This window comes from Shewanella sairae, from assembly GCF_023283535.1.
Classification (GTDB): Bacteria; Pseudomonadota; Gammaproteobacteria; order Enterobacterales; family Shewanellaceae; genus Shewanella; species Shewanella sairae.
In genome coordinates this window covers 17,372-44,183 of record NZ_JAKILT010000047.1, presented here as the reverse complement: position 1 = coordinate 44,183, position 26,812 = coordinate 17,372, and the positions used below count along the sequence as shown (strand labels likewise).

The window sequence follows — 26,812 nt, the reverse complement described above, 5'->3', positions numbered from 1 at the left end:
TTTTGATTTACGGGTCATTTGTTCACCTTGTGTTTAGATGGGGATTATACCCCTTACATCTTGGTGTCCAAATTCACTATGCCACTACAAAAGTTTGGACCAAAGAAAACGACGGTTATTGATGTTGCACGTGCCCTTAACGTAAGTCACGGAACGGTTTATCGACATTTTTCGACTAAAGCTGAGCTACATGAAGCAATTACTCTTAGGTGGTTAGCGCAGGTAACAGCACCGTTAACCACTATTATAAGTAAACAAGAGAGTGCAGATTTAAAACTGCGTGAATGGTTTCAAATGTTGACGAAAATAAAACGAAGTATTTTCAATGGTGACCCAGAACTTTTTGAATCATATTTACACCTGGCAAGAGAAACTCCTGAGCATGTTAAATCGAAGCATGTTCTTTTTTTATTAAGTCAGATTGAAGGTATTTTGAAGGATGGAGTAGACGAAGGTTGCTTTGAAATTAATGATTGTACAGTCATCGCTCGTTGTCTATTTTTTGGTACAGTTCGTTACCACCATCCTCTTCATGCATTAGATTGGAAGTCTGAATCTATAGAAGAAGAGTTTACTCAGCTTTTTTCTCTATTAGAGAAGTCGATCCGTAAAAAGTAATATAAGTTAATACCGAATGATAAAAGAAGCTGACCTCACTGATTAGAAAATAGCTATTTTTCTTTTGATAGGTAAATTGCTCCTGCAATAAATACAGGAGCTGTAGAGGCTGCATGAACGTCCTCGCATAAGCGAGTGGAGTTATACTTTTACCACAATTTTACCTAATGCAGTATTGCTATCAAGTAAACGATGAGCAGCTTGGATTTCATCGAAGTTAAACACCTTACTAACGATGCTTGGCATTGTGCCACTTTCAACTTGTTCGGCAATCCAATTAATTGGCGATTCATGCAACGGTAGAGCATCACTTCCTAGTAAACCGCTGGCAAAAAAACTAAGTTTAACCGTATTGGGGAGGTCACCCATTAAATTGAAGCTGCTTAATACTGGCGCGCCGCCTAACAAGCCAACAACAACCACTTGGCCCCATAAACGAATGGCTTGCATCGTGTCTGTCACTGTCGCCGCACCGACAATTTCTAGTGCGTTATCGACTCCATCAGGATAAAGTTCACGTACCTGCTTTGCGACCTCACCATCGTCAATAAATACATGTTCGGCCCCCAGTGCTTTAAGCCTATCAACACTGCTAGTTTGCCTCGTTGTTGCTAACACCGTCAGCCCTCTAGCTTTGGCGTAAGTCAATGCTGCCATACCTAGCGCTGATGTTGCACCTCGTATCAATAGGGTTTGTCCTGCTTCGATTTTTAAGTTGCCATCAAGTGCCCCCCAAGCAGTTAAATATAACTCTGGTAATGCGGCTAATGCTTCAAATGAAAGTTGACTTTCTATAGCGACAACATTATCTCGTTGTACCGTCACATATTCAGCGTAACTACCGTGACGTGTAAACATCATGCCGCCCATTGCTGTCACCACTTTTTGGCCGAATTTAAATTCACCACTTGGGTCTTCAACTATCTCGCCCGCGGCTTCAATACCTAACGCTTGATTGGCAACAAAAGTGCCGTAGTTTCCGCTGCGGTAATAACTTTCGGCTTTATTGAGACCAAATGCTTTCACTCTAATTTTTACTTCTCCCTCTTGAACTTGATGTTCCTCAATATCGCGAAGTTCTAATGCATCTGCATTGCCAGGTTGTAACGCTACGATTGCTTTCATGATTATATTCCTAATCGTTAATTGGTAATTGTTGAGAACGGGAAGAATAATAATCGAGTATTAGTGGGCTGATTAGTCCATGAATATGAGAACCATCTTTCCATATTTGGAATAGTGAGTGTAATACTACGAAAACTAACCTATATTCAAAGGATAATATCAATCGCTTATCACCAAATTCTGCGGCTAAATTAGCAGGGGTAACATATGGATTTAAACTCACTACAATTATTTGTTCATGTCGTTCAGCAAGGTAGTTTCTCTGCCGCTTCGAGAAAGGTACACACACCCGTATCAACCATTAGCCGTCGTATCAGTGAGTTAGAGTCGCAATTAGATCAGCGATTACTGGAGCGCTCAACACGCAGTTTAGATCTCACCGATGCAGGTAAAACTCTCTACCTTTTTGCATCTCGTGGTTTTGAGGAGATAGCCGCTGGGCACGTTGCAATGCAAGAGAGCCAAGACAATCTATCAGGAACACTGCGGATCTCCATTCCCCCGAATGTGAATGCTTGGGAGCAGCTCATTGATGAGTTCTATCAAAGGTACCCTAAAGTAAAGTTAGAGGTTATTTGCACCACGCGTAGGATTGATTTTGTAGAAGATGGAATTGATGTGGTATTAAGAGTTGGCGAGCTAAAGCATCAACTCGCAGTAGCCCGTAAATTAGGTAGTTATCGACATGTGCTTGTGGCTAGCCCTGAATTTTTACAGCAGCATTCAACACCAAAGACACCTGATGATCTAACTGATTTACCATTGGCCGCATTCGTAAATCGTCTTGGTGACGATTATTGGCATTTGGGAGATAAAAAAATAACTATTACACCACAGTTTGCCTGTAATGATTATGCTCCTATTTTAGCGATGGTTCGTAAAGGGCGCATGATCAGTGAGTTACCACCGACAATGGTCAATAAATTTATCAAGAGTGGTGAGTTAGTGGAGTTGCTAGCTGAATACCCTTTGCCACCGTTTGATCTGCACCTACTTTATCCGTCTCGTAAATACTTATCGAACATTGCCAAAACTTATATCGATTTCTGTATCGAATTTTGTGCGAAACACAGTCAAGACGATTCGCTTTTCAATCTATTGGATAAGTGAAGCTTAGAAAAAGGCGAGTGACCCTATAGTCAAAATAGCCTCTAAGGGATTACCTTAGAGGCTATTTTGACAGATTGATTAGATTCACTTTACCTCGGCATTAAAGATGTAATAGTAGAACTTCCAATGACCAGCAACCTTCTTGAGTAAAAAGACTTCACGATTACCCTCTTGCTTCGAAGGTGTTACTCCCTTAGGAACGATAGTGCCATGAGATGCAGTGCGTAAAAATCCGTACTCTTCTCCCAATTTCAGCTCTTTTATATCGAACTGAATATTAAAATCTAGTTTTGACAAAAAGTCTGTATATAAAGCGACAATCTCATCACTACCTTGCGCGGTAGGAAAGCCTTGCCCCACAAACGAACCATCGGAAGTATACAACTCTCTTACTACTGCGCCGTTACCATCATTGAGTGCTTGTTGGTACTCTTTAACCAACTGAGTTATCTGTATATAGTCTCCACCAGCCTCATTATTGGCAGTTGCAGCACTCGCACTGCTGATAAAGATCGAGACAAATAACAGCAGTATAAATTTCATAAATGGACTAAACATGGGGAACATAATTTTACCTTTATTTTTAGTAACGTGAACTTAGCTAACAGCGCGATGTATATTTACTTTCTATCGGCTAACCAAGCCTCAAGGCTGTAACGTCCAGGTCCACTCACCCAAAGGAAAATGAATCCTGCAGCGATAGAGATATTTTTCCAAAAGTTAATGGCTTGCATTTGATCATCAAAATTAGCGTGAAATACCAATGCTGATATCACTGAGTAAATCGCAAATAGCAAGGCTAATGGGCGAGTAAAAAATCCCAACAACACGGCAAGTGAGCCTCCAACCTCTAGTGTAATAGCGGGCCATATTAAGCTGGTTGGCATTCCCATTGCAGCCATGTAGCCTTGAGTCGCTTCAACGCCACTAATTTTGCCTAATCCAGAGATCATAAATAGCGCGACTATCCATACTCTGCCAATGAGCAAAGCGGTATTTTGTGGTGTAGTGAATGTTGTCGTTTTCATGTTATTTTCCGATTTGTGAACATCTAGGCTAAGGCTTTGCTTTACGCACCTAGCCAAGATGCTCTCTATAGATTGTTTACAGCGGTAAGCTGTTTATGCGTTGATTTCGGCGTTAAAAATATAACGATGTAGTTTCCAGTTACCGTCTATTTTTTTTACAATGAACATCTCACGATTGCCTTCTTCACCATCAGCTTGCTGCCCTTTGGGCACAATCGAACCATAAGAGCGAGTTTGTAAGTAACCAATGCTTTCCCCTAGTTCTACTTCCGTCACTTCAAACTGCACTTTAAAATTGAGTTGTGAAAGAAAGGCTTTATAGGTAGCCTCTATCGCTTCAATACCTGTCGCTGTAGGAAAGGGCTGGCCAATAAAGACAGCGTCAGTAGTGAAAACCTCGCTCAAAATACTCGTGTCGGCATTATTTAATACTTGTGCGTAACGATTGATAAGTTGTTCAATTTCAGTGTTCATGTTTTTTTCCTAATAAATATTTTCATTAGCTAAAGGCTAGGTTATAAAAATGAGTGTTTAATAAACTTAATCCCGACTGGCAATAAAGATGTTTGCCATGTCGCTCTCAAGTAAGTGAGGCTACTTTAACCAAGAAAGGAGAGCTTGATTAGACCGGCATTTCGAAAATGGTTATTCCATATTTGGAAAGGTGACTTACGTGCTTGTCGTTATTGTGGCGATATTTAAAAGGAGGTAGGTAAGAACGATTTACTAGAAGAATGCCCAACTGCACATTAGTTTAACTATGGAGAAATATTATTTAGCCCGCTTATCATATAGTTTGTATGACTGATTTTGGGGCATTTTCGAGTTAGAAACCAAACTCTACAACCTAATGGTTACTCCTATTATCAAGTGTAGATACGGCCGTGACCGTTCATGACATGGTGAGAGATAACGAAGTTATCAAGCTCTCGAACGAGAGGCATTGATGCCGAACAGGCGTTTAAATAGGGATGTTGTTTGTTTTCGTTGAGCCTACATATACGTACTTGAGGCGTGCTTTAGCAGTGTTTGCACCTAAGGTCGTTCCTTCACATCTGACCCATAGGGATATGGGGAATGTCATTATTATGTAGGGAACATCATTGACCATGTGATCACGACATTCGGATATCCTGTCCAGCACCGGCGGTAGGCGATTAACCACTCTAAAGTGACAATTTAGAATGAGCACTCCTGTAGCAACGATCCAAAAAAATGTAATCAGCCTTCATTGCAAGGCGACTACTTCATTGTTACTTTACCACCAACCATCTTGAACGCAGGCGCACCGCGAATAAGCGTATCACGTGCAAAAATTTGCGCGCAGCTTGGGCATTGGCAGGGTGTTTGCGTGTAATCTTCGACAATACGTTCTTTAAAGCACTTTACCAGTACCCCTTTGCCGCCTTTTCGATATTTAAACAGTTGGGTTTTGCATTTTGCGCAGAAGATCTCAACCGTTTGTGTTGGACCTTTTTTGTTAGGCTTAGCCATAATACTCCTCAAGTGATGCGCAGTTATTTTGACATAACTTTGTCGGTATTACTGTAGAGGATTGAACTAATGAAAGAGGTAAATCAGCTGTAAGCTAAGGTAAGTTGGTTGGGGTATCTTGTTCAAGGTTCTCTATTTGAGTAACAGATACTTCTACCTTGGTATATTGGTTACGTCCCATCGATTTTGCTTTGTATAAGGCTTTATCAGCTAACAAAGCTGCTTGACGGCCAATAATATTGGCATCACTTCGAAACTGAAAATCTTCTACCGCAATGACTTTGCAAACCCCTAGGCTAACGGTAACAACGTCGGCAGTTGCAGAGCTTGGGTGCGGCAGTGCAAGTTCAGTAAAAGAGTGCAGCATAGCATCGAGTTTTCTCTGCAATGGCTCATCAGGGATGTCTCGAAATAACATAATAAACTCTTCACCACCAAAACGGGCACAAATATCTTCTGCGCGGTAAAACTGCTGCGATAGGGTTTGTGCTACTTTGATTAATGCTTCATCTCCTGCGAAGTGGCCAAGGGTATCGTTGTATTCTTTAAAATGGTCAACGTCAGCAATGATTAAAGTGAAGCCGATTTGTTGACGAGCAAGCAGTTGGCAATAGGTTTCGAGTCGTTGCTCAAAGCCTCGTCTATTTGGAATATTGGTCAATTTATCAATAAAGACCTGCTCATTCAGTTGTTTCGTTTGCTCTTTAATCGTGCCCATAAGGGCGTTGAAATGGGTAGCGACTTTGACAAGTTCAGTAATAGGGTAGTGATACTTTAGCTTTTTAATATCACGGCTTTTATCCATTTCTTTAATATCCGCTGCGAGTTTTCTCACTGGATTGATTAATAAATAGGAATATAAGAAGTAAGCAAGAATAAGCAGCAATGACATTTCGGCCAATAGAATAAATACACTGTAATCTAGCATTGGCGGTGGCTGGTTATTGGTATGGTAAAGCACCAACTTTAACAAAGGTTTTCCATCTACATTGGTGATTAGTCGCTCTGATGTGGCGGTCAGTTTATTGAGCTTAGTATTTGCGCCTAAGCGGGTTAGGTTAGCATCGGTTGCATCAGCCATTGCCATTTCAACACCAGCTGCGGTGTATTGTGATAACTCAGTTATAAAGCCCTCATCAATTAGCCTAATAAAGACTAGATAACCAAGTTGGGCGCCGCTTCGATCAGATTTTAAAATACTGGTTGAGCTATAAATTGCCGGACCATATCGAGTGGCAATAACGCCGTGAATCGAAGGCACATCATTGGGCGAGTCTAAAGGGCTACTAATCGGTGGGAAAGCTTGCTTGGTTTGTGGAGACAGAGCAATGTTTTGCGGATGGCGTTTAAAATCCATTAACTCAAAGGTAAGCGGTATATCATTTCTATGATTAAAACCTTTGCTAAACACAGGCAGATTTTGAGTATCAAAGATAAACACACCATCGACTTTTAAACTTTTGAATGTATCGTCAGAGTACTCGTGTTTTTCATAGTACTTTTTGGCGCTGGCGGAGTTTGACTTCATATAGCTGTAGGTTCTGTCCCATACTGCATAGTCGTAATTAATGGTTTGCAGCGGCTTTCTCATTTGCTGAAATGCGTAACTTAATGAGGTGAGTTCTTGCTCTGATAACTTAACTAATGAGTTCTCTATTAATGGCAGTTGCACCCAAAACCGAAAGGCGAATACTGCGCTAGCAAATAAGATAAAAATGGCAGCAGAGAGCCTAAGTTGTAATTGATTAAAGGTTCGAGAGTGTATTTTTACGATAATGAGAAACCTCGGTAAAACAGACCCATATTATGAGTAAAGCTCATTAACTAATCTCTAGCCAATTTTTAGACCTAGATAAAGCAGATACCTTATTGTTTTACTGAGGAACTTGCTCATTTTTAGTTAATACAAATGAGTTGTATTTCCAATAAGTTTGTAGGCAGTGTTAATTACCTTTCGGCAATATAAAAACACACTTGCAAGGCTGGTAGCTGTTCAAGTGGTCTTCGCTTAAATGTGATTAAGCTGCTTTTAGCCTAGATCTTTATTGAAGTTGCTGTTCGGGTACTTTCTATATGTGCTGGAAAACAAAAAGCCACTAATAACATTAGTGGCTTTTAGATAGATTTGCCTTTTTATAAAAGCAGTTCAAGGCTGACTTTCTACTCTCTGCTCCCTACGAGCCGCTCAAGGCTGACTTTAAGCCATTCTTTGAGTTGGCTTCCAGCGCAGTAACTGTGCTGGTACTTTAACGCCCTGAGCTGTGAGCGAGTTAATACGGCTTAGGTACGCAGCACCGTACATTAAGTGCTTAGCTAAATCGACAGCATTGCGGTCTTGATAGTTATCTAAGTAACTGCCTTTTGCCCATTGGTTAAAGGCGCCAAGTGCTGGACCTGCCCAGATTTGATAATCCATTTCACGACCCACTTCGCCAGAATTTGACCAGCGGCTTGAAAGCCCTAGGTACCAACGGAAAATCAGTGCCATTTTACGCTTAGGGTTGCCCTCTGCACGTTCAATTTGCTTAGGGTCACGCTCATTAAAGTGCGCCACAGTGCCTGTCCAAATCTCATCTAGGCTTGAGCGAAATACTTGTTTCTCAAGCTTTTCACGCTCGTCTAATGGAATGGCTTCAATTGAGTCGTAACGGGTGTAGATCTCATACAATTTGTTAGCGCGCATTGGGAATAGGGTGCCACGCTTAACCACTTGCAGTTTTACGCCCATTTCGAACATATCTGCTGCTGGCGCCATAGTCACATCGGCCATCTCAGTTGTAGCAAGTAGCTTACGGGTGTGGTCACTTGCACCGGCTTCAACACAAGCTTGGTTGATAGAGCCGGTAACAATATAGGCCGCGCCCATGTTAAATGTTGCCAGCGCTGCATCAGGTGTACCAACGCCGCCGCCACAACCGACACGAATTGGAGTGTCGTACTGGTACTTGGCTTGAATTTCTTCTTTCAGCGCTAAAATCGTTGGTAGTAGTGTCACTAGCGGGCGGTTATCCGTGTGTCCACCCGAGTCGGCTTCTGCGGTGATGTCGTCCGCCATTGGCACAAGTTGCGCCAGCTCCATCTGCTCTGCGGTTATAGAACCATCATCTACTAGTTTTTGTAGCATTTTAGCAGGCGCTGGCATCATGAACTTTTCAGCCACTTCGGTGCGGCTGACTTTAGCGATAACTTTGTTGGCAACGACGATTTTACCCTGTGCATCGCGGCTTAAGCCTGCTGCGCGGTAATAAACGATTTGCGGCGTTAGGCCTAAGAAAGCTGAGGCTTCAACGGTGCGCACCTTATGTTTTAAAAATAGCTCAACGCTGCCACGCTCTAGTGCCGGCTCGCTTGGGCTATGGATAAGGTTGAACATGTACGGACCATTGGGTAACGCCGCTTGAATACGATTAATCGCCGCTTCAACGCGACTTGGAATAAGACCTGCTGCGCCAAATGAACACAAAATGCCTGCTTGGCCTAATGCGATAACTAGCTCTTCTGATGAAATGCCGTTCGCCATTGCGCCAGCATAGTAAGCGTATTTCACACCGTGAACGCGGCGGAAGTTACTGTCGCCTAGGCTTTCTGTACCTAATGCAGGAGTAAACGCACTCACTGGTAAATCTGTGCTGTTAGCCGCTTGTTCGGTCACGATATCGGCAGTTTGCGCAATACCAAAGCCTTGCTCTGTGTGGTTTACCACGTAGCAGGCACGGCTAAAATCTTTAAGTTGTTGCTCCATCACTTGCACGTCGAAACTGATATTCGACTCTGTCACAGCCCATGGCCACGGAGAAAGCATTTCGTTAGTTGCTGTAGGATTCATTATTTGTAAGACCCTTAATTATTTATATCGAGCTTGCGGCTCTTAGCTGTTGTTCTTTTCTATAAAACCATTGTTATAAATCGAGTTAGGACGCAGATACTTTTGCTCAATTTCCAGAAAAAAGCGCGCAGCCTATGAATATAGGTGAGCACTTTTGACACAGAAATTGAGTAAAATAGCCAGTCACTCACTCCGGTTTATAAAGCCTCTTCGATGCAGATGGCTATATCAAATACTTCATATATGCGCAGACCATCTTTACTTAGGCTGGCATTACCTGTGATGACTTTCTTACCAGCTTCATCTTTAACTGAAGTAATGCTCACATCCATCGACATCTGCTTGTTCAGCGGATTAATTTGACCGCGGTACTTCCACTTAATGTTCGATAAAATCTGACCAAATTTAGGATTTTTGAATCCTGCGCCCAAGTCTTTACTGATAGCGTAAGCTTGCATGGTTTCAATAATCGCTTCAACACCAAGTGAACCTGGCATAACTGGATCTTGGTGGAAGTGGAATTGGAAGAACCAATCACTTGGGTCAATGGTGCGCTCAGCGTATAAGTAACCTAGACCTTCTGTGCCGCCATTATCAACAATTTCAACGCTGTCGATAAAGTTCAGCTGACCACCGGCTAGGCGGTAATACGGCTGATTAGCTGGCGCGTTAAAGTGACGACCGCTCTTATCAAGCAAGTTCACTTTAGTGGTTGCCGCTACGCCATTAGCTACATGCCATGGTTGAGTGACTTTACCGTTATCTAGACCTAGCTGATCTTTAAGCGCGTCACCTTTAAAGTAACCAAATACCGCAGTACCGCGATAGAAAGGCTCGCCGTCAGTGCTTAGCTCGAAGCTAAAGCTTTGGATGATGTTAGTACCCGCCATAACGGTTGATAATAAACGTGAGTCGTTACGGATAGTTTTACCGCGCAGATCAACATCACGTAGCAGCTCACCACTACCGTCTAAGTTACGGAAGAACAGCTCAAGGCCTGGGAAGCCAAGGGTTGTACCCATGTAACCTGAGATAAAGCCGTTAGGCTGTAGTGAGATCTCCATTAGAATCGAGTACGGCATCACCGCGCCATGGCTGTTTTTATCGAAATACCATGCATCAGTAGGTACTTCATATTCAGCGATACACGATGATGGCTTTTTAAAGTCGCCGCGCTTACCGTTGACTTCGATAACACGAGTGGTCACCTGTAAGTCACCACACGGGGTACGTGGCGGGATCATGCCGCGATAGATAGCGAACTCTGGGCCGAAACAGTTTTCGATATTACCCGTGGCAAACTCAAACATGTGATACGGCGTAAACGGTACTGTGTCAGGTACTCGGTTCGGGTAGTCTGGCGTAATTGGCGCTTCAACGTGGGAAATCGGAATAACGCCCTTGTTTGGCTCTTTGGTCAGATCGGGTATTTGCGCCATTAATGGTGCGTTTACTGATGCTGGCTTATATACCTTTTTCGCACTTGCTTGAGCGTTTACTTGTGTAGAGCTAGCCGTTGTTGATTCGGTCAAAAGTGGATAACGAGTACACTCATCTTCCTCTTTAATCATCACCCCTAGGTTTTGGAAATCCACCACAGCTTTGCCGTTGAGCAAAATATCAATGTTAGCTTTAGCATATGGGCGCGGGCTGAAACCGATTTCAGTCACTTCCATACGGTAAGTTAGCATGCCAGATTGTGGTAGCACTTGGCCGCGACAGCGTACTTGCTGTGAGGCGTTCTCAAGTGGTTGGAAACGGCCATTTTGAGTTTGGGTGTGCATGCCTAGGTGGAGCATATAGAACTGCAGCAACTGACCACAACCTTCTGCCATCAAAGAGCCAGCCATCACTTGGTCGCCCTTAAAGTGACAAGGGAAATACCAGTGGTCTGCTTCAAGCTGCTTATGACCTTCGATTAAACCTAGACCCCAAGTACCGCCAGTGCGATCAACCTTGCTGACTTGTTCAATCATTAAGAATTTTTCAGATGCAAAACATAGTGACGGCTGGTGAGCGCCACTGTGGCTTGGGCCAAAACATCCCGCAATGTCGGCCGTTAATAGCTTATGAATATCGCCATAGCTAAACTGAGTTTTAGGGCAATCAAGTAGTGGGTTAAAGCGCTGCTTTTGCACTAAGCTGCGAGCTTTAATCTCTTCTTCAGTGCGAATTACGCCTTTACCGTCGGCAAGTTCTTCATCAGTGAAGAAGCCGGCACAACCGCCATCCATCTTGAGGATCATCTTGTCGCCAACAAAACATTCATACGAGAAGAAGAACAACAAGGTGTCGCCATTGCGGGCATAGTTGTTGATCTTAATGTCATAGCGCAGTGTGTCGCCGCCACGTGGTAAGTCGCCTAAGAAGGTGAGGGTACAATCAAGTAGTCGATAAACGCGATCGCCTTTGTTCTCAAAGTCGATGCCTAAGTAGCTGATAAGCATTAAATCACACTGACCAGACTCAACTGCTACTGCCCAAGGAATTTGCCCATCTACAAGATACGGCGCATCAACAGGGATGTCGTATTCAGTCGTCATTGAGCATGGCTTAAACTGATTCATGGTTGCATCAAGCTTAGTCACGCGCGATACCAACAGATAGTCGGTGGTCGGCAGGCGTACGCGGCGTGAGTAGCTGTCGATAATGGCATAGTCACTGCCAAATACTTTAGCGATATCGCCCTCAGCGTACTCAACTAAATCGGCATAGTTCCAGATACACGGCTTTAACGCTGGTACTGGTGGCGTGTAAAGCGGCACGTTAGCGTGATCAGGCTTTAACTCTACAACACTGCTTTGCACTGGTGCAGCTTGCGTTGGAGTATGAGTTGCAGCAAGTGTTACAGCTTGAGCATCGATGGCTTGAATATCGACGGTCTGATTATCGATAGTTTGCCCTGTTACTTGGGCTAGCTGCTGCTTTAACAGAGCGTCAGCGACCTTCATACCGGCATTGCGGCTTTCTAAAAAGGCTAAATGAGCTTGCTGAGTGAGCTGTTGATTGTGTTGGAAACTAGCGAGATCGCCAGTAGCAGTATCAAGAGTCTTGTCTAAATTATTTGCTGTATTAGCAATGGTATTTGTTGTCATTGGTGGGGTACCTAATTCACGTTTGGGTGCCTGAGCGGTGACGCCAATGTTTGCAGTCTGTTGTGCTGCAATTGTTATTTGTGGTTCTACTGATTCAGCAGTTTTGAATGAGCCAGCTGCCTTAATCGGTTTAACTTGGTTGACCACAGTTGATGCTGTCGCTTGCGCCATCTTTTGCGTAATAGCATCAAGGCTTGCAAGCGGCGTATCAACAATATGTTGGTAGATATCGCGGCCACCTAAGGTGACCTGCTTAACCAACTGGTGCTTAGCATCCGATTTAAGCTCGCTACTTAAACGCGCAGTTAATGCTTGTTGTTCGCTAGCGGTTTGGCTAATCAATAGCTGTGATAATTGGTTTTCACTGATATTGTTGATTAGCGCGCAATTGGCTTTATTGGTTTGGGCTACGGCATTTAAGTTAAGTAAGCCATGTAATAGGCTTGCCATACCTGCTGCGGCAAAGCAGTGACCAATGCGCTGTTCAGCAGCGGTATGAGTAACTTGAGTGCCAGCCATTGGCGCCAATTGAATCTGGCTCGCTGGTGCTGCCATGGTTTCAATCACTTTAACCGTATTAAAGTCGGTGGCAGTTTGGCTCAGTAACTTGTCGGTTGCTAAAGCTGTTTCGGCAGTTTTAGCAAATCCAAGCGCATCAATTTGGCCGTATGAGCAGCCAGATGTCGCTTCATCTTTAACAAGCACTACAGCGCCAGCACCTTCACCTACATTCCATTTATTAGCTTCGAGGTTAGGCTCGATTGCTACCGGTGCGATGGCGTTTTTGAGTATGATCTGCTCAAAGCTACCTGAGAGATCAACCGCTGCAATAACGACTGCATCTAGGTTGTCTTCCATGATGAGGTTTTGCGCCACATCAATACAGCGGCTCACAGATTGCTCTGCAGCAGAAATCGTGAAGGCTGGGCCGTTAAAGTCCCATAATGACGCCACGCGAGACGCCATAATATTGCCAATAAAGCTGGTGTACTGATTCAGTTTGGCAGCATCAAGCACGCTGTCCATGGCGATGGCTTCAAGGGCTTGGTATTCATCAGTTGATAAACTCACGCCGATAGCTGCAAGGCTTTGCGCTAACTGAGTATGCAAGTTGACCCGGCCGCGGAACTGATGCAGTTCAAGCTCGGTTTCCATTGCGACTAATACGGCAACTTTTTGCCCTGGTTCTAGCTTGGCATCACGAATCGCTTCGTCTGTTACTCGCATTAGCATTAACTGCTGAGAGATCAAACGATCATCTTCGTTAGGTGGCAGTTTAAAGCGTAAAAAGTCTAGCTCAAAGTTATCGACATAGGCACCTTTTGGTGCAGATGCTAAGCCAAATTCAGCTAACAGCTCATTGTGCTTTTCAAGGCCTTTCCAGCGCTTTTTCGGCAGTTCGATAAAACCGTTACCGTTTTTAGTCACAGCATTGTTAAGTGCATTGATACTGCTAAGCGGACCAAAGTGTGAGGCAAGGCCAACCACTTTTAGCGGCTCAGCTTGACGCGTGGCTTGAGTGGGTTTTGTCTTTACAGTGCCTTTGCCATTGTATGATTCAAGTAATAGGTGAGCATTACAACCACCAAAGCCAAAAACCGATACGCCAGCGTGACGACTTCTCACACCAAAATGATTATTCGATGGTTTATCTGGCCAGCCTTGAACCATGCTAGGCAGGGTTGGTTTACCAAACAGTTTTTTCGGTGAAGCGATGGCATCACTAATGTTGATACTTGGCGGCAGGTAACCTTCTTTCATGGCGAAGATCATTTTCATGATCCCCGGCATGCCCGCTGCAGTTAATAGGTGGCCTAAGTTCGACTTGGCTGAACCAATTAGCGGTGCATCAGTGCCTTGCAGCTTGTCTTCAAAGAAGGTTTCCATTGAAGTGAGCTCTATCTTATCACCCAGCGGCGTGCCTGTTGCGTGGCACTCAATCACTTCAATGTCTTTTGGCTCAATGTCACTGGCGGCATAAGCACGTTCAAAGGCTTTTACCTGACCTTTAGGGTTCGGGCTTAGTACAAACTGGCCTTTTCCGTCGTTTGATAGCCCAACACCACTGACAACCGCATAGATTTTGTCATTGTCGCGCTCAGCATCTTCAAGACGTTTAAGCACTAATACGCCAGCGCCTTCGCCGGCAAACAAACCTTTACTGCTGGCATCAAACGGCACTGAAATGCCGTGATCTGGGTAGGCGTGAAAAATCGAGAATCCCATATTGATAAAGAAAGGATCCGCGCCAGACACAGCGCCAGCCAACATGATGTCGGCTTTACCAGTGCTTAAGTAATCACAAGCAAGCTTTAGTGAATACACTGAACTTGCACAGGCGGCATCTAGGCTTAGCTGTGCGCCGCCAAGGCCAAGTGCATCGGCAACCACTTTTGAGCTGTTATGGGCAATGGCGCCATTGGCTGCGTTTAGGCTGCTTTCATTTATCGCTCGCGCGGTATGGGCATTAGTTGGGTTTAACTTAAATGCTTTTGCGCCCAGTTTATCCTGCAGCGCTTTTTCAACCGCGCGGTGATAAATCGGCAAAAATAGATCGTTAGAGCGGGTAGTTGGGAACGATAAAGCGCCCATTACTACCCCTGTGCGGCTTAAGTCTGCGCCGTTGATATCAATTCCGGCATCCGTTAACGCATTGCGACTGGTGTCTAGCGCCCAAAGAAAGCTGTCATCTAAACCAGTTAAGCTTTGCTCTGACAGCTTGTAGCCAGCAGGGTTAAATTGAAAGTTTTCAATATAGCCGCCTTTATTACAATAAAAGCGGTCAGATTGGCCTTGTACACCTTGATAATCGCTGCTGTTAGCACCGAGTTTTTCATCGGTTAAGGTGCTGCGAGAATCGCGTTTATCCAGTAAGTTCTGCCAAAACTCTTGCGGGCTTTTTGCATCGGGATAAAGCGTTGCTAAGCCAACAATGGCAATTTTACTTTGCTTGCTGGGATGTGAAGCCTGCTTACTTGAAGTATGCGTAGAAGTGTTGTCTGGTAACGACATTAGACTTCCTCTCTCAGTAAATGATGTTCGTTTGACGATGCGACAGTGTCATGGGCTAGCGCTAATTGGCAGCGAGCCTGTTCGCGCTTGAGTCCATCGATAAATGGTTGCAGTGACATAGGCACGTTATGGCTGATAAGTTGCCCCAGTGCTTTGAGTAAGCTGGTGACATCTGAGCTGCCTTTGGCATTAACGGGCACGGTGCAGCAAGCCTGATGCGCACTCTTGCTATCTTGCTTGGCGATTTTATCGATTAAGGTGCAGTTTTGTCTGTCTGCGCCAACCTCGACAAATAGCTTGGCACCTTGGTTTTGTGCGTGATGTACTAGCGCGGTAAAGTCCAAGGTTTGGCAAAAGGTGTTGGCAATAGACTGAGCAACGACTTGGCTGCTAAGTGCTTGCTCACTCACCGTTTGCTTAGCGGTTAAGTCTGCAGCGCTAATAAAGGTGATATCACTTGGCAGTGCAGATTTAAGTGGCTGCTGGTAAAAGTCTTGCACATTGCAATGCTCTTGCATGGCAGGCTGGGTATGCATAGCTGTGACACGATTAGCGGCGATACCACGTTTACCTAAGGCTGCTAATAGGGCTTTACATTGCTGCTCACAACCGGCAATCACACAAGTATCACCTTGAATAATCGCAAGGTAAGCACGTGGGTAATCATTTAACAGCGCTTGAATCGGCGCGGCTTCGCTTCTCACAACAAAGCTGTTCCATACAATATCGGCATCTTGCTCTGTTAGCTGCCAAGCTTGCCTAACTGCGGTTAACTTGCCGGATATTGCTGAGGTAAATAATGGGTCAGTTTGGGTTTTATTAATGAGCGCATGAGGATTTTCCCACACACCTAAACTTGCCCACATTGACGCTTCGCCCATTGAATAGCCCAGTGCAAAGTCAGGCTGGATATTAAATTCGTTAACTAACAACTGAGTTAATAGATAACTGCTACCCACGCCGGCAATGGCTAAGTCACCTAAACTCATCTTGGCAGCATGTTTAGGGTCAAGATGATAGATATCTTCTGCTTGTAGCATCGACTTTAAATCGCCTTCACGCTCAAGACGTGCATACAGGGCAGGGAAGTACTGGTGTAGTTCGCTGAGCATATCGGCGTAAACCGTGCCGACGCCTGGGTAGACAAAAGCCAAGCCTGCCTGCTTGCTAGCGCTTGCTGCAAGCGGTGTGCTGCTAAAGTAGCTGCCAGCAGGGGTTTTATATTGTATAAGCCCTGCATTACTCGCGTCCGCAAACAGATTAGCTAGGGCATCATTAAACGCATCTAGCTCTTGTTGTAAGTTCTCAATCGAACTTGCCTGCAACACAGCTTGGTAGGCTTGCTGGCTTTGCCCTTGAGGCGCTTGTTGGTTCTGCTGAAAATTATCACTGGCTTGCTGCAAATTATTTTGCATCAAATCTAGTAGCGCAAGTTGGCGAGCATGGCTATTTGGCTCGCTTGCCTCAAGGCTACTAATTTGAGTTAGCGCATTGCTTAGCTTATCTAATGCCGCTTTTAACTCAGCCTGTGTTTGCCCAGCTAAGATAAACATCAGTCTATTGGTATTAAGCAAAGATTTTGGCGCAATAAAGCCAGTACCTTGTGTTAACACATAGCTGGTGGTGACTGCATTCATCGCTGAATCGTTTGCTGACTTTGCTGCGGCGTTGTCAGTAAAGCTGATGGCAGCTACTCGCGCTTGATGAAAGTTGCTAAACCAAAAATGACTCTTTGCTTGCTTAGGGCCTAACGCCACGCCTTGGTTGATTGGGTTACGATGATGGGTGCGAGTGGCCAACTTTTCAATTAGTTGATACACCGCAGAAAATTGCTCAGCGCTACTGAGATCTTGGTAAGACTCAATATGACAGTCGCTATTAAGCTCGCGCTTTGCTTGGGCAAATGCGGCGCTTAATACGTTTTCATGGTTATTGCTGTTTTTTGCTGTTGCACTGTGTTCTACGGAATTGGTTTCTACTGCACTGGTCTGCATAGCGCTGAGAACCGCATGTGGGTGCAAGCGTAATTGCGCCGCTTTAAGAGCGGGTAGCATTAATAAAGCCTGCTGATTATTGGAGAACAATACCAGCTTGCCGTCATTAATGGCGTTAACCGTGGTTTGTAATTGCTGCTCGAAACGATTGTTTGCCTGCTCACTCGCACCATTAGCGTCATCAACAATGATATTAATCAGCTGTTGGTTGCTAGATGGCTCAAAAGAGAGCAAGCCTGACGTGGCAAGCTCAGGCAAGAGTGCTGATAAACTATCAGCACTCATTTGTGGCGCAGGCAGCAAAATCAGTGCGATGCGCAGCGGCATCACACTTGCTTTAGGCGTTTGTTCCACTATTTCGCCTCACTGTTAGTTGCTAACGTTTTTTTTGTTAGCGCAGCAGGTAAAAACGCCGGGTTTAAGCTTTTGCTAATGGTGATTTTAGCGGACTTAAACATGGCACTTAACTCGCCATTGTCACGGTATAGCGCAACGTTTGCTTCAAGTGAGCGTTTGTTATGCTTAATGACTTCAAGCTCAATGGTACCGGTTTCACCAAAGGCCATTGGCTGGTTTGAGATAAACTCACCAATGCTTGATGGCAAACTTGCCGCGCCAGTTTTAAGGCGAGCCCATACGAGCATGGCTTGCAGCAATAGATCTTCTGCAAATGGCTGACTACCACCGACATGAGCTTGCGGTAAAAACTCACCACAATCGCTAAGTTCAACTTTAGGCAAGGCAACCTTGGCGATTAGACCTTGGTCGTCGAAACGCGTTACCGACTCGATGCCTTGTAAGCGCGGCCCGTGGAACAAGGTGCCGTTACTATAAAGTTCCTTCGCTGTGGTGATCACCTTAGCTTTGTTTAAGTTAAACTGCTTGCTAGCGTGCCCAGTGGTTATGTTACCTACAAGTGTTGCTTGATATTGTGGGCGGCCATTACTGCTGATCAACGCATTCAGTGTTGCATCTTCACCTGTTGGCGTTAGCTCAAGCGTTAGCTCTTGTGGCGCATCAGTCTCAAACACAATGCCTTTTAATAGCTTGTAATCAAGTACCTTAACTTGAGCACCAAGCATGTGGCTTGCCGCTTCACGCATCCAGTCGATAGCACATACCGTTGGCAGCACGCTGTTACCGCCAATGCGGTGATCTTCAATGAAGACCATAGCACTAGGGGTTAACAGACGCGTTGTAGTGACAGCTTGTAGTGGTGTTTTTTGTGCACCAGCACGCGGATGCGATGTTGTTAGCACCTCACCCGCATTAAGCTTTTTTACAGAAGCAGTCTCAGTTGCTTTTGTATCGCTTCCACCTTGCATCGAAGTACCAATTAGCAATTGCACGCCGGTTTCAGCTAGTAGCTGAGTGGCAAATAGCTCTGCGCCCGCTTTAAGTGGAATGACGTATACGCCACGGTCAGTAAACATCTTTTTAAGTGCAGGGTTAACCATGCCGCCATCCCAAGGACCCCAGTTAAAGCTCATGACTTTAGCTTGTGGGTTACGTGCAGTGAACTGCAGTGCTGCCTTGTTAAGAATGTCGTTTGACATCGCATAATCGCTTTGACCTGTGTTGCCGTAAAAACCTGCAGCCGATGAGAACATGGCTAGCAGTTTGATGTTACTTGGCTCAAGTGCCGCGAGTAGCGCTTTTAGGCCGTTAACTTTAGTGCTATAAACCCGTGCAAGTTCAGCAAGCGTCTTGTCTTGAATATGCTTGTCGGCTAGTACGCCCGCACCGTGAATAAGGCCGGTGATTTCATTTGAGCGACCATTAAGTGCTGCTGTGATTGCTGCGCTGTCGGTAACATCCATGCTGACGTATTCAGCTGAAGCACCAACTTCGCTAAAGGCGGCTAGGGCTGCATTAATCTCAATGCTGCTTTGTACTGGCCACACAGCGGCTTCAACTTGCTTTGGCGTTGGCTTTTGACCTGTCGAGATAATATAAGCGATTGCCGCTGACTTTAGCTCGCTGGTTTGCTTACCTGCAGCCCAGCTTGGCAAAGCTTGTAATTCACTACGGCCTGCTAAGATAAAGTGCGACTGAGTACGTTTAGCCAGTGCTAGTGCACATTCGAAGGTTACGCCTTTTGCGCCCCCGGTCACCAGTATTTTATCTGTACTGTTAAGCTCAGCTTTTGCTGTTTTGTCTGCAGCTTCTCCGGCAACTAAGGTCGCTCGAGTTAGCTCATCTTTTTTACCGAAAGAGATACCCACTTCAGGAAGTTGAGCATTGCTATCAAATAGTTCGCTAGTGATCGCATCGGCTAAATGAGTTGCATCAACATCTGTTGCAATATCTAGCGCACGACAGAAAACCTGTGGCCATTCATGGCTTAAGGTTTTAGTTAAGCCAGCTAATGCAGCTTGGTTAAGTTCGGCATCTTTTAGTGCATCAGTATTTAAGTAACCAAAGCCACCGTCGATGCGGCTTACTGTCACAAAACAGCGGCGAGCGTCTGCTGCAACGAGCTTTGGTTGTAAAAGCTTCGCCCACAAGAACGCATTGCTCACGTGAGTAAAGCTTTGTACATCTAGGTTGACTGCTGTTTGCTTGGCAGTATTCGCTTCTGGTTGCAGGTGGATAAAGCCAGCAATTTTGCCAACCTGAGTTTCAATCTGCGCGATAACAGCATTGATACTGGCTTCAAGCTCAGACTCTTGGCTTGAGGCAAGCTCAAAGCTAGCAACGTCACTTGAAAGTGGCGATTGTGGCTGACCAGCAGCAAGACGCACAACAGCAACTTTTAGACCTTGTTTAGTCAGTTTCTCGGCAAGCACGCCAGCGTTGTGACCATCATCGTTGATCACAAGCGTACTATCTGCGGCGAAACATTCTGATAGTTTGTCCGCCGCATTAAGCTTTTTTAGCGCTACCTCGCTATGAGGAGGAAGCTCTACTCTTGCTTCTGCCGAGATAGCTGCTGGTTTAGCTGAAAGAGTTGAGCCCTCAGCGGCACTTGTAGAAAGCTTAGAGCCGTCAGCCAGTTTAGAGTTCATATAGGCCACGATTTCGCCAAGGGTGCGACACTCAGCTAGATCTTCAGGGTTAAGCTCAGGTAAGCCCGGTAGCTCATCTTGTACTGTGCCAAGAATTTCTACGCGCTTGATAGAGTCGATACCAAGGTCCGCTTCCATATCCATGCTTAGCTCAAGCATTTCAGTTGGGTAACCGGTCTTTTCAGCAACCACAGACATCATGGTGCTTTGCACTTTTGCAGCGCTCAGACCGTTTGCAGGCGTCTCTGTTGTAGAAACAACAGTCGAAGAGTTCATAGAGCCTTCAGCTGGCAGTTTACTGCCCATATAAGCCACGATTTCACCAAGGGTACGACACTCAGCCAAATCTTCAGGATTAAGCTCAGGTAAACCTGGTAGCTCATCTTGTACTGTGCCAAGAATCTCAACGCGTTTAATTGAGTCGATACCTAAATCGGCTTCCATATCCATGCTAAGTTCTAGCATTTCAGTTGGGTAACCGGTCTTTTCAGCAACCACTGACATCATAGTGCTTTGCACTTTTGCAGCGCTCAAGGCTGTTTCAGCGCTCAGACCGTTTGCAGCTGGTGCAACAGTCGCAGAAACTGTAACAGTAACAGATGAAAGTTTAGAGCCATCAGCCAGTTTAGAGTTCATATAAGCCACGATTTCACCAAGGGTACGACACTCCGCTAAATCTTCTGGATTAAGCTCAGGTAGACCCGGTAACTCATCTTGTACTGTGCCAAGAATTTCAACACGCTTGATAGAGTCGATGCCTAAGTCGGCTTCCATATCCATGCCAAGTTCAAGCATTTCAGTTGGGTAGCCAGTTTTTTCGGCAACCACTGACATCATGGTGCTTTGGACTTTTTGTGCGCTCAGGGCTGTCTCTGCAGAAAGAGTTGAGCCTTCAGCGGCACTAACATTAAGAGCCGCTGCGGCACTTGTATTAGTCAGCTTAGAGTTCATGTACGCCACGATTTCGCCTAGTGTGCGACACTCGGCTAAATCTTCAGGGTTAAGCTCAGGTAGACCCGGTAGCTCATCTTGTACTGTGCCAAGAATTTCAACACGCTTGATTGAATCGATGCCTAAGTCGGCTTCCATATCCATTTCAAGTTCTAGCATTTCAGTTGGGTAGCCAGTCTTTTCGGCAACTACGGACATCATGGTGCTTTGCACTTTTGCAGCGCTCAAGGCTGTTTCAGCGCTCAGACCGTTTGCAGCTGGGGCAACAGTCGCAGATGAAACAGTAGAGCCTTCAGCGGTACCAACATTAAGAGACGCAGCTGTAGTTGTAGACAGCTTAGAGTTCATATAGCTAACGATTTCACCAAGCGTACGACACTCAGCTAGATCTTCAGGGCTAAGCTCAGGTAAACCCGGTAGCTCATCTTGTACTGTGCCAAGAATTTCTACACGCTTGATAGAGTCGATGCCTAAGTCGGCTTCCATATCCATTTCAAGCTCTAGCATTTCAGTTGGGTAGCCAGTCTTTTCAGCAACCACTGACATCATAGTGCTTTGCACTTTTGCTGCGCTCAGGGCTGTTTCAGCGCTCAAACCGTTTACAGCTGGTGCAATAGTCGCAGAAGCAGTAACTGGAACAGATGAAAGTTTGCTGTTCATGTACGCTACGATTTCACCGAGAGTGCGGCACTCAGCTAAATCTTCAGGGCTAAGTTCTGGTAAACCCGGCAGCTCATCTTGTACTGTGCCAAGAATTTCAACGCGCTTGATAGAATCGATGCCTAAGTCAGCTTCCATATCCATTTCAAGCTCTAGCATTTCAGTTGGGTAACCGGTCTTTTCGGCAACCACTTCAAGCATAGTGGCTTGAACCTTTGCAGCGCTCAAGGCTGTTTGCGCGCTCAAGGCTGAAGGCGTTGTAGCTGCAACACTTGTATGGGTCGGAACGATAGACGCTTGAGCAGGCGCAGCTTGACGAGCAACTTGTACTGGAGCCGTTTGAACAGGAGCTGATTGTACTGGAGCTGTTACCGGTGCAGGCTGTGCTTGTGGAGCTTGAGTAGGCTGCACTGGCGTAGTGTTAACCGGAGCTGCAATCGCAGGTTGAGCAACAACTTGGCTTTGAACCACTTGACTCTGAATTACTTCATTGTGAATGACTGGAGCGTAAGTTGCTTGGCTGCCATTTAGCAGGTTCAATGCGGCAATATTGCTGCCCGCTTGCATCTCAAGGAATTGCGTGTGGCTTTGTAGTGTTTGCGCTTGTAGCTGGTGGAACTGCTCCATTGAGCGTTGTAAGCTCTCAGGGATCGCAATTCCAGAACCTGCCAGCTTAGCTTGCTCTGTCATCAATGTGGTGAACGTCTCACCATATTGCTGTGGAATAGCTAAGAATTGCTGATGTAGCTGGGCTGTTTGCTGCTGGGCGGCAAAAAAGTTGCTGAGTGCATCGCTGCTAATATTATGCGCTGCTGGCTTACTATTTTTAGACACTACTTGATTCTCTTGAGCTGAATGGGCTTCAACTGGGGTTGCATTGGTTGAATGATAAGTGGCTTGCTCGTTACCTGATGTAACTGCTGCAACTTCAACAATCTTTTCGACTTCTACGATTTTTTCTACGAGCTTCTCTACTTCAACCAACTTCTCAACTTCAACGATTTTTTCTTCGATCACATGTTCGATTTGTGAAGTGACGATGCCAGTCTCTAAAGACTTAGCCATCTTAGCGCGAGTCGCTTTGCTGATATGGTTAGCAGCGTTTAGCGAAATACTCATAGGTGACTTCTTAGCAGGCTCAGCTATATCGGCTTGGTATGGGTCAATTTCACTTAGCACAACACCGGTAACGGCTAGCTGCATTGCAGCTTGCTTAAGCTGCAGATCACTATCACCTTTAGGATTAGGGTTTATAGAGATTGTGCAAACTTCATTTTCAGTATTGGCCAGCGTGCCTTGAACAAGCTTTTGTAAGATGTTCTTCGGACCAAACTCAACAAATACGCGTGCACCGGCGTCATACATAGCTTCAAGTTGGCTAGTAAAGCGCACTGATTGAAGCATATGTTTCTTAAACGAGGCTTTAATCTTTGCTGCGGTAACATCGTACAGCGCGCCAGTGGCATTTGAATAAAGTGCACGGCTAGCTTTATTGAATTTAGCTGCGTCAATCGCTTTAGCAAATGGTGCTTGAGCATGACCAACCAATTCTGTGTGGAATGCACCCGATACTGGTAGGTTTATTGCTTTGTAACCAAGCTCACTTAGTGCTTTAGCCGCATCAGCGGTAGTTGCTGTTGGGCCTGCAATCACAGATTGAGTTGGCGCGTTATAGTTAGCGATTTTCACCCCATCAAATTTAGCGATAGTGGCTTCAACGGTTTCAAGATCAGCTGCACTCTTGGTGATGATTGCATACATGCTACCATTATCCTGTGAAGAGTCAGCTTCAACGCCGTCTTTAGCCGGTGCTTTAGTCGCCATGGCATCGCCACGGGCAAAGGCCAGCTTGTAGTAATCATCAGAGCTGATAACACCTGCAGCGCACAGTGCGCTTAATTCACCAAAACTATGACCGGCTACCATATCGGCATTAAAGCCTGCTGCGCTGAATAAGGCGTATTGACCCATTGAAATTGCGCCGATAGCACTTTGGGCATTGGCGGTATTGGTCAGAATGGCTTCTTGGGCCTTTAAGTCATCTTTATTAAATACAGGCTTTGGATACAGAGTTTGAGAAAGCGGTGTCTTCTTATTGGCGGCAAAGACTTTATCAGCGGTTACAAATTGCTGACGCATCTCTGGGTAATAACAAGTAAGGTCACGACCCATATTCAGATATTGTGAACCTTGGCCTGTAAACAGTGCGGCAACTTTACCTTCAATCGCAGCGGCGCGATAACTTGTGCCACCTGGTAGCTGCCATGATGCATCATCAGTTGCTGTTAGCTTTGCAATAGCCTGCTTGAGTAGACCTGCTAATTCATCAGCTGTGCTAGCGACTAAACCGATACGTGGCGCTGTTTTATCAAGCTCACGCACGCCATAGCTTGCGGCTGCATCTTTAAGAATAAATTCTGCTTGGCTGGCTGATGCTGCTAGTGTGTTTAGCTCATTTATAAGTGCCGCTTTATCGCTAGCGCTAACAAGGAAGCTTTGCGCGACTTGGCGTTGACGATATTTGGCTTTTTCGCTGTCGTCGCGGCTATGCTCTTGCTTGTACTCTTCAAGTACAAAGTGGAAGTTAGTGCCACCAAAACCAAATGAGCTAATACCCGCGCGGCGCGGCGTACCATCAACACGCGGTAACCACGGACGAGTTTCAGTGTTTAAGTAAAACGGTGAGTTTTCAATATCAAGCTTAGGACTTGGCTGGCTGACGTTAATCGTTGCTGGTAGCACTTTGTGATGCAGTGCAAGGGCCGCTTTGATTAAACCTGCGGTACCTGCCGTTGACTTAGTATGACCAATTTGTGATTTCACTGAACCTAGCGCGATGTGCTGTTTGCTATCGTTGCCTTCAGCAAACACTGAGCAAAGGCCGGCGAATTCTGCTGCGTCACCTGCTGCAGTACCTGTTCCGTGAGCTTCAATCAGACCTAAAGTGTGCGGCGCAAAACCAGCGTCATCATAGGCGCGGTTTAGTGCTTTAGCTTGACCCGATGGGCGAGGGGCGTAGATAGATTTAAACTTACCATCAGATGATGCACCCACACCTTTAATTACAGAGTAAATGCGGTCGCCATCGCGCTCAGCATCTTCAAGGCGTTTAAGGGCTACCATGCCAATACCTTCACCAATCATCATGCCTTTTGAGTCGATATCAAATGGTTGAATGGTTTCGTTAGTGGTAAAGGCTGGTGTTTTTGAGAAGCTCATGTACATAGACGGTGAGTTATCGGTACATACACCACCGGTGATCATCATTTCAGAGCGACCTTCGGTTAGCTCTGTAAGCGCCATGCGCATAGCGGCAAGTGAGCCTGCACAGGCTGCATCGACCACACAGTTCATGCCACCAAAGTCAAAACGGTTAGCGATACGACCAGCAATCACGTTACCTAAAGACCCCGGGAATGAGTTTTCTTCCCAGTGCACATATTGGTCTTGGAATTTCTTGATCAGCATTTCGCTGTCGGTGTCGCTAATGCCGCTGTTAGCAAATACTTTCTTTAATACAGGGTATTGCAGACGTGCTGTTAGGCTGTGGCTGATTTTTTGACCACCGCCGACACCTAAAGTAATACCGATTTTATCTCGGTCGTAACCTTCAGGCAGGTTGGCATCGGCCAAGACTTCTTTAGCAACGATCAGCGACAATAGCTGTGATGAATCGGTAAGCTCCAAAATGTTTGGCGGCAGGCCAAATTCCATTGGGTTGAAGTCCACATCTGGCAAGAAACCACCACGCTTACAGTAGCTCTTATCGGCTACGGTTTTATCAGCGTCGTAATACTCTTCTGGTTGCCAGTGAGTCGATGGTAATTCAGTAATCGCATCAATTTTCTCGCTGATTAAGTCCCAAAACTTATTCAAATAGCGAGAGTTGGCAAAGATGCTTGCCATGCCAACGATAGCGATTGGCATATCTTTAAGGCGTTTATTTAGGCGTGAATCAGCTTGTGAGTCTTGTGCTTGCTCAGTCGCGTTTGCTGATTTTGTAGGTTTAGAGGTCTGGCTCATTATGAGTCTCCGCTGGGTGCCTGAGTGTCAGGCGTCTTGTTGTTTGTTGTATGCGTTTCTTTTGAGGTGTGGCGATTTGGCGTCGCACCAGGAAAGCGCTGCAAAAAGGTGTGATAGTTACGCACGAGTAACTTTCGTAAATGGAATGGCCCATGTTTAAGTACATAGGTCATATATCGATTTGTGGCTTGAGTATTGCCATCTTGATAGATGTCGAGATAGATCCAGTCGCTGTGAGGATCGATGCCGAGCAAAATTGAACTGGGTGTTTCTTCGGTCAATTGCGGTGGAATAGTCAGTGAAACCACTTGCACTACATTGTTACCGTCGGTACTTGGCAGTGCCAAGGTTTTAGCCAGCGTTTCATAGTGCAAGGTATAGGTTTGTACGTCGCTGCCTTGAGTCACTGGGATTTGATTAAAGTAACGCATCGGCACATTCGGGCTTTGTATGTCACTGACGCGAGATACACCGTAACGCTTTAAACACCTTGCTAACCCAGAGCGTGAAACATTTGGGTTAATAAACTTTTGTGTTGCTTTTAATAAGGTGTCTAGCGGCATCTTCAATTGGTAACGCAAACCGACCACCACATATTCTTGTAGCTGGGTCAACGTGGTATTGAGGTGATGCGGAGTATTGGGGCAGTTTTTGACAGAGTCGCGTTTGCGCCACTTACGTACGGTGGCTTCACTGATATTTAATATTTTAGAAAGTTGACTGACACTGAGATCCGACTCTTGTATGAATCGACGCATCTCGGGTGTAGTCGTGGCATTGCGATGCCTAGCTTCATTTTCTATTTGCGTACACTTATTCGAAGTAATATTGGCTTCTTCTAAGTGTTCACTATTTATTTTTGCCATCA

13 protein-coding genes are annotated in these 26,812 nt (G+C 45.4%); 2 read left to right on the top strand and 11 right to left on the bottom strand.

Annotation, left to right across the window (positions count from 1 at the left end):
* Window positions 1-78 precede the first annotated feature (78 nt).
* Window positions 79-618: a TetR/AcrR family transcriptional regulator gene (locus tag L2748_RS17415; protein WP_220782227.1), complete on the top strand. Its 540-nt coding sequence runs from the start codon at window positions 79-81 to the stop codon at window positions 616-618.
* Window positions 619-759: 141 nt separating this feature from the next.
* Here L2748_RS17415 and L2748_RS17410 read toward each other — a convergent pair whose 3' ends face one another.
* Window positions 760-1,743 (bottom strand): zinc-binding dehydrogenase, encoded by a 984-nt coding sequence (locus L2748_RS17410; protein WP_220782226.1) that lies wholly within the window; start codon window positions 1,741-1,743, stop codon window positions 760-762.
* A 207-nt stretch (window positions 1,744-1,950) separates the two neighbouring features.
* On the opposite strand from L2748_RS17410, the gene L2748_RS17405 reads away from it, so the two are divergent.
* A complete protein-coding gene (locus L2748_RS17405; RefSeq protein ID WP_220782225.1) occupies window positions 1,951-2,853 on the top strand; it encodes a LysR family transcriptional regulator in 903 nt (300 codons plus the stop codon).
* Window positions 2,854-2,937: 84 nt separating this feature from the next.
* On the opposite strand, the gene L2748_RS17400 is transcribed toward L2748_RS17405, so the two are convergent.
* The 10 genes from L2748_RS17400 to L2748_RS17355 all read right to left on the bottom strand — a co-directional run bounded on the left by L2748_RS17400 (window position 2,938) and on the right by L2748_RS17355 (window position 26,810).
* Window positions 2,938-3,396, bottom strand: coding sequence for a YybH family protein (locus L2748_RS17400; RefSeq protein WP_220782224.1), 459 nt, complete (start codon window positions 3,394-3,396; stop codon window positions 2,938-2,940).
* A gap of 77 nt (window positions 3,397-3,473) precedes the next feature.
* Window positions 3,474-3,881, bottom strand: a complete 408-nt coding sequence (locus L2748_RS17395; RefSeq protein ID WP_220782223.1) for a DoxX family protein — start codon at window positions 3,879-3,881, stop codon at window positions 3,474-3,476.
* 93 nt (window positions 3,882-3,974) lie between these two features.
* On the bottom strand, window positions 3,975-4,355 hold the full coding sequence (locus L2748_RS17390) for a YybH family protein (RefSeq protein WP_220782222.1): 381 nt from the start codon (window positions 4,353-4,355) through the stop codon (window positions 3,975-3,977).
* A gap of 768 nt (window positions 4,356-5,123) precedes the next feature.
* Complete coding sequence (locus L2748_RS17385) at window positions 5,124-5,375, bottom strand: hypothetical protein (RefSeq protein ID WP_220782221.1); 252 nt, start codon at window positions 5,373-5,375, stop codon at window positions 5,124-5,126.
* Window positions 5,376-5,469: 94 nt separating this feature from the next.
* Window positions 5,470-7,047 (bottom strand): sensor domain-containing diguanylate cyclase, encoded by a 1,578-nt coding sequence (locus tag L2748_RS17380; protein ID WP_246616207.1) that lies wholly within the window; start codon window positions 7,045-7,047, stop codon window positions 5,470-5,472.
* Window positions 7,048-7,572: 525 nt separating this feature from the next.
* A complete protein-coding gene (pfaD, locus tag L2748_RS17375) occupies window positions 7,573-9,201 on the bottom strand; it encodes an eicosapentaenoate synthase subunit PfaD (protein WP_220782220.1) in 1,629 nt (542 codons plus the stop codon).
* A 197-nt stretch (window positions 9,202-9,398) separates the two neighbouring features.
* Window positions 9,399-15,308 carry a hotdog fold thioesterase gene (gene pfaC / locus L2748_RS17370; protein ID WP_220782219.1) on the bottom strand — a complete coding sequence of 1,970 codons (5,910 nt, stop codon included), beginning with the start codon at window positions 15,306-15,308 and terminating at the stop codon, window positions 9,399-9,401.
* Window positions 15,308-17,656, bottom strand: coding sequence for a PfaB family protein (locus L2748_RS17365; RefSeq protein ID WP_220782218.1), 2,349 nt, complete (start codon window positions 17,654-17,656; stop codon window positions 15,308-15,310). The genes pfaC and L2748_RS17365 overlap by 1 nt, the downstream gene beginning before the upstream one ends.
* Window positions 17,656-25,944: an eicosapentaenoate synthase subunit PfaA gene (gene pfaA, locus L2748_RS17360; RefSeq protein ID WP_220782217.1), complete on the bottom strand. Its 8,289-nt coding sequence runs from the start codon at window positions 25,942-25,944 to the stop codon at window positions 17,656-17,658. The genes L2748_RS17365 and pfaA overlap by 1 nt, the downstream gene beginning before the upstream one ends.
* On the bottom strand, window positions 25,944-26,810 hold the full coding sequence (locus tag L2748_RS17355) for a helix-turn-helix domain-containing protein (RefSeq protein WP_220782216.1): 867 nt from the start codon (window positions 26,808-26,810) through the stop codon (window positions 25,944-25,946). The genes pfaA and L2748_RS17355 overlap by 1 nt, the downstream gene beginning before the upstream one ends.
* Between the last annotated feature and the right edge of the window lie 2 nt (window positions 26,811-26,812).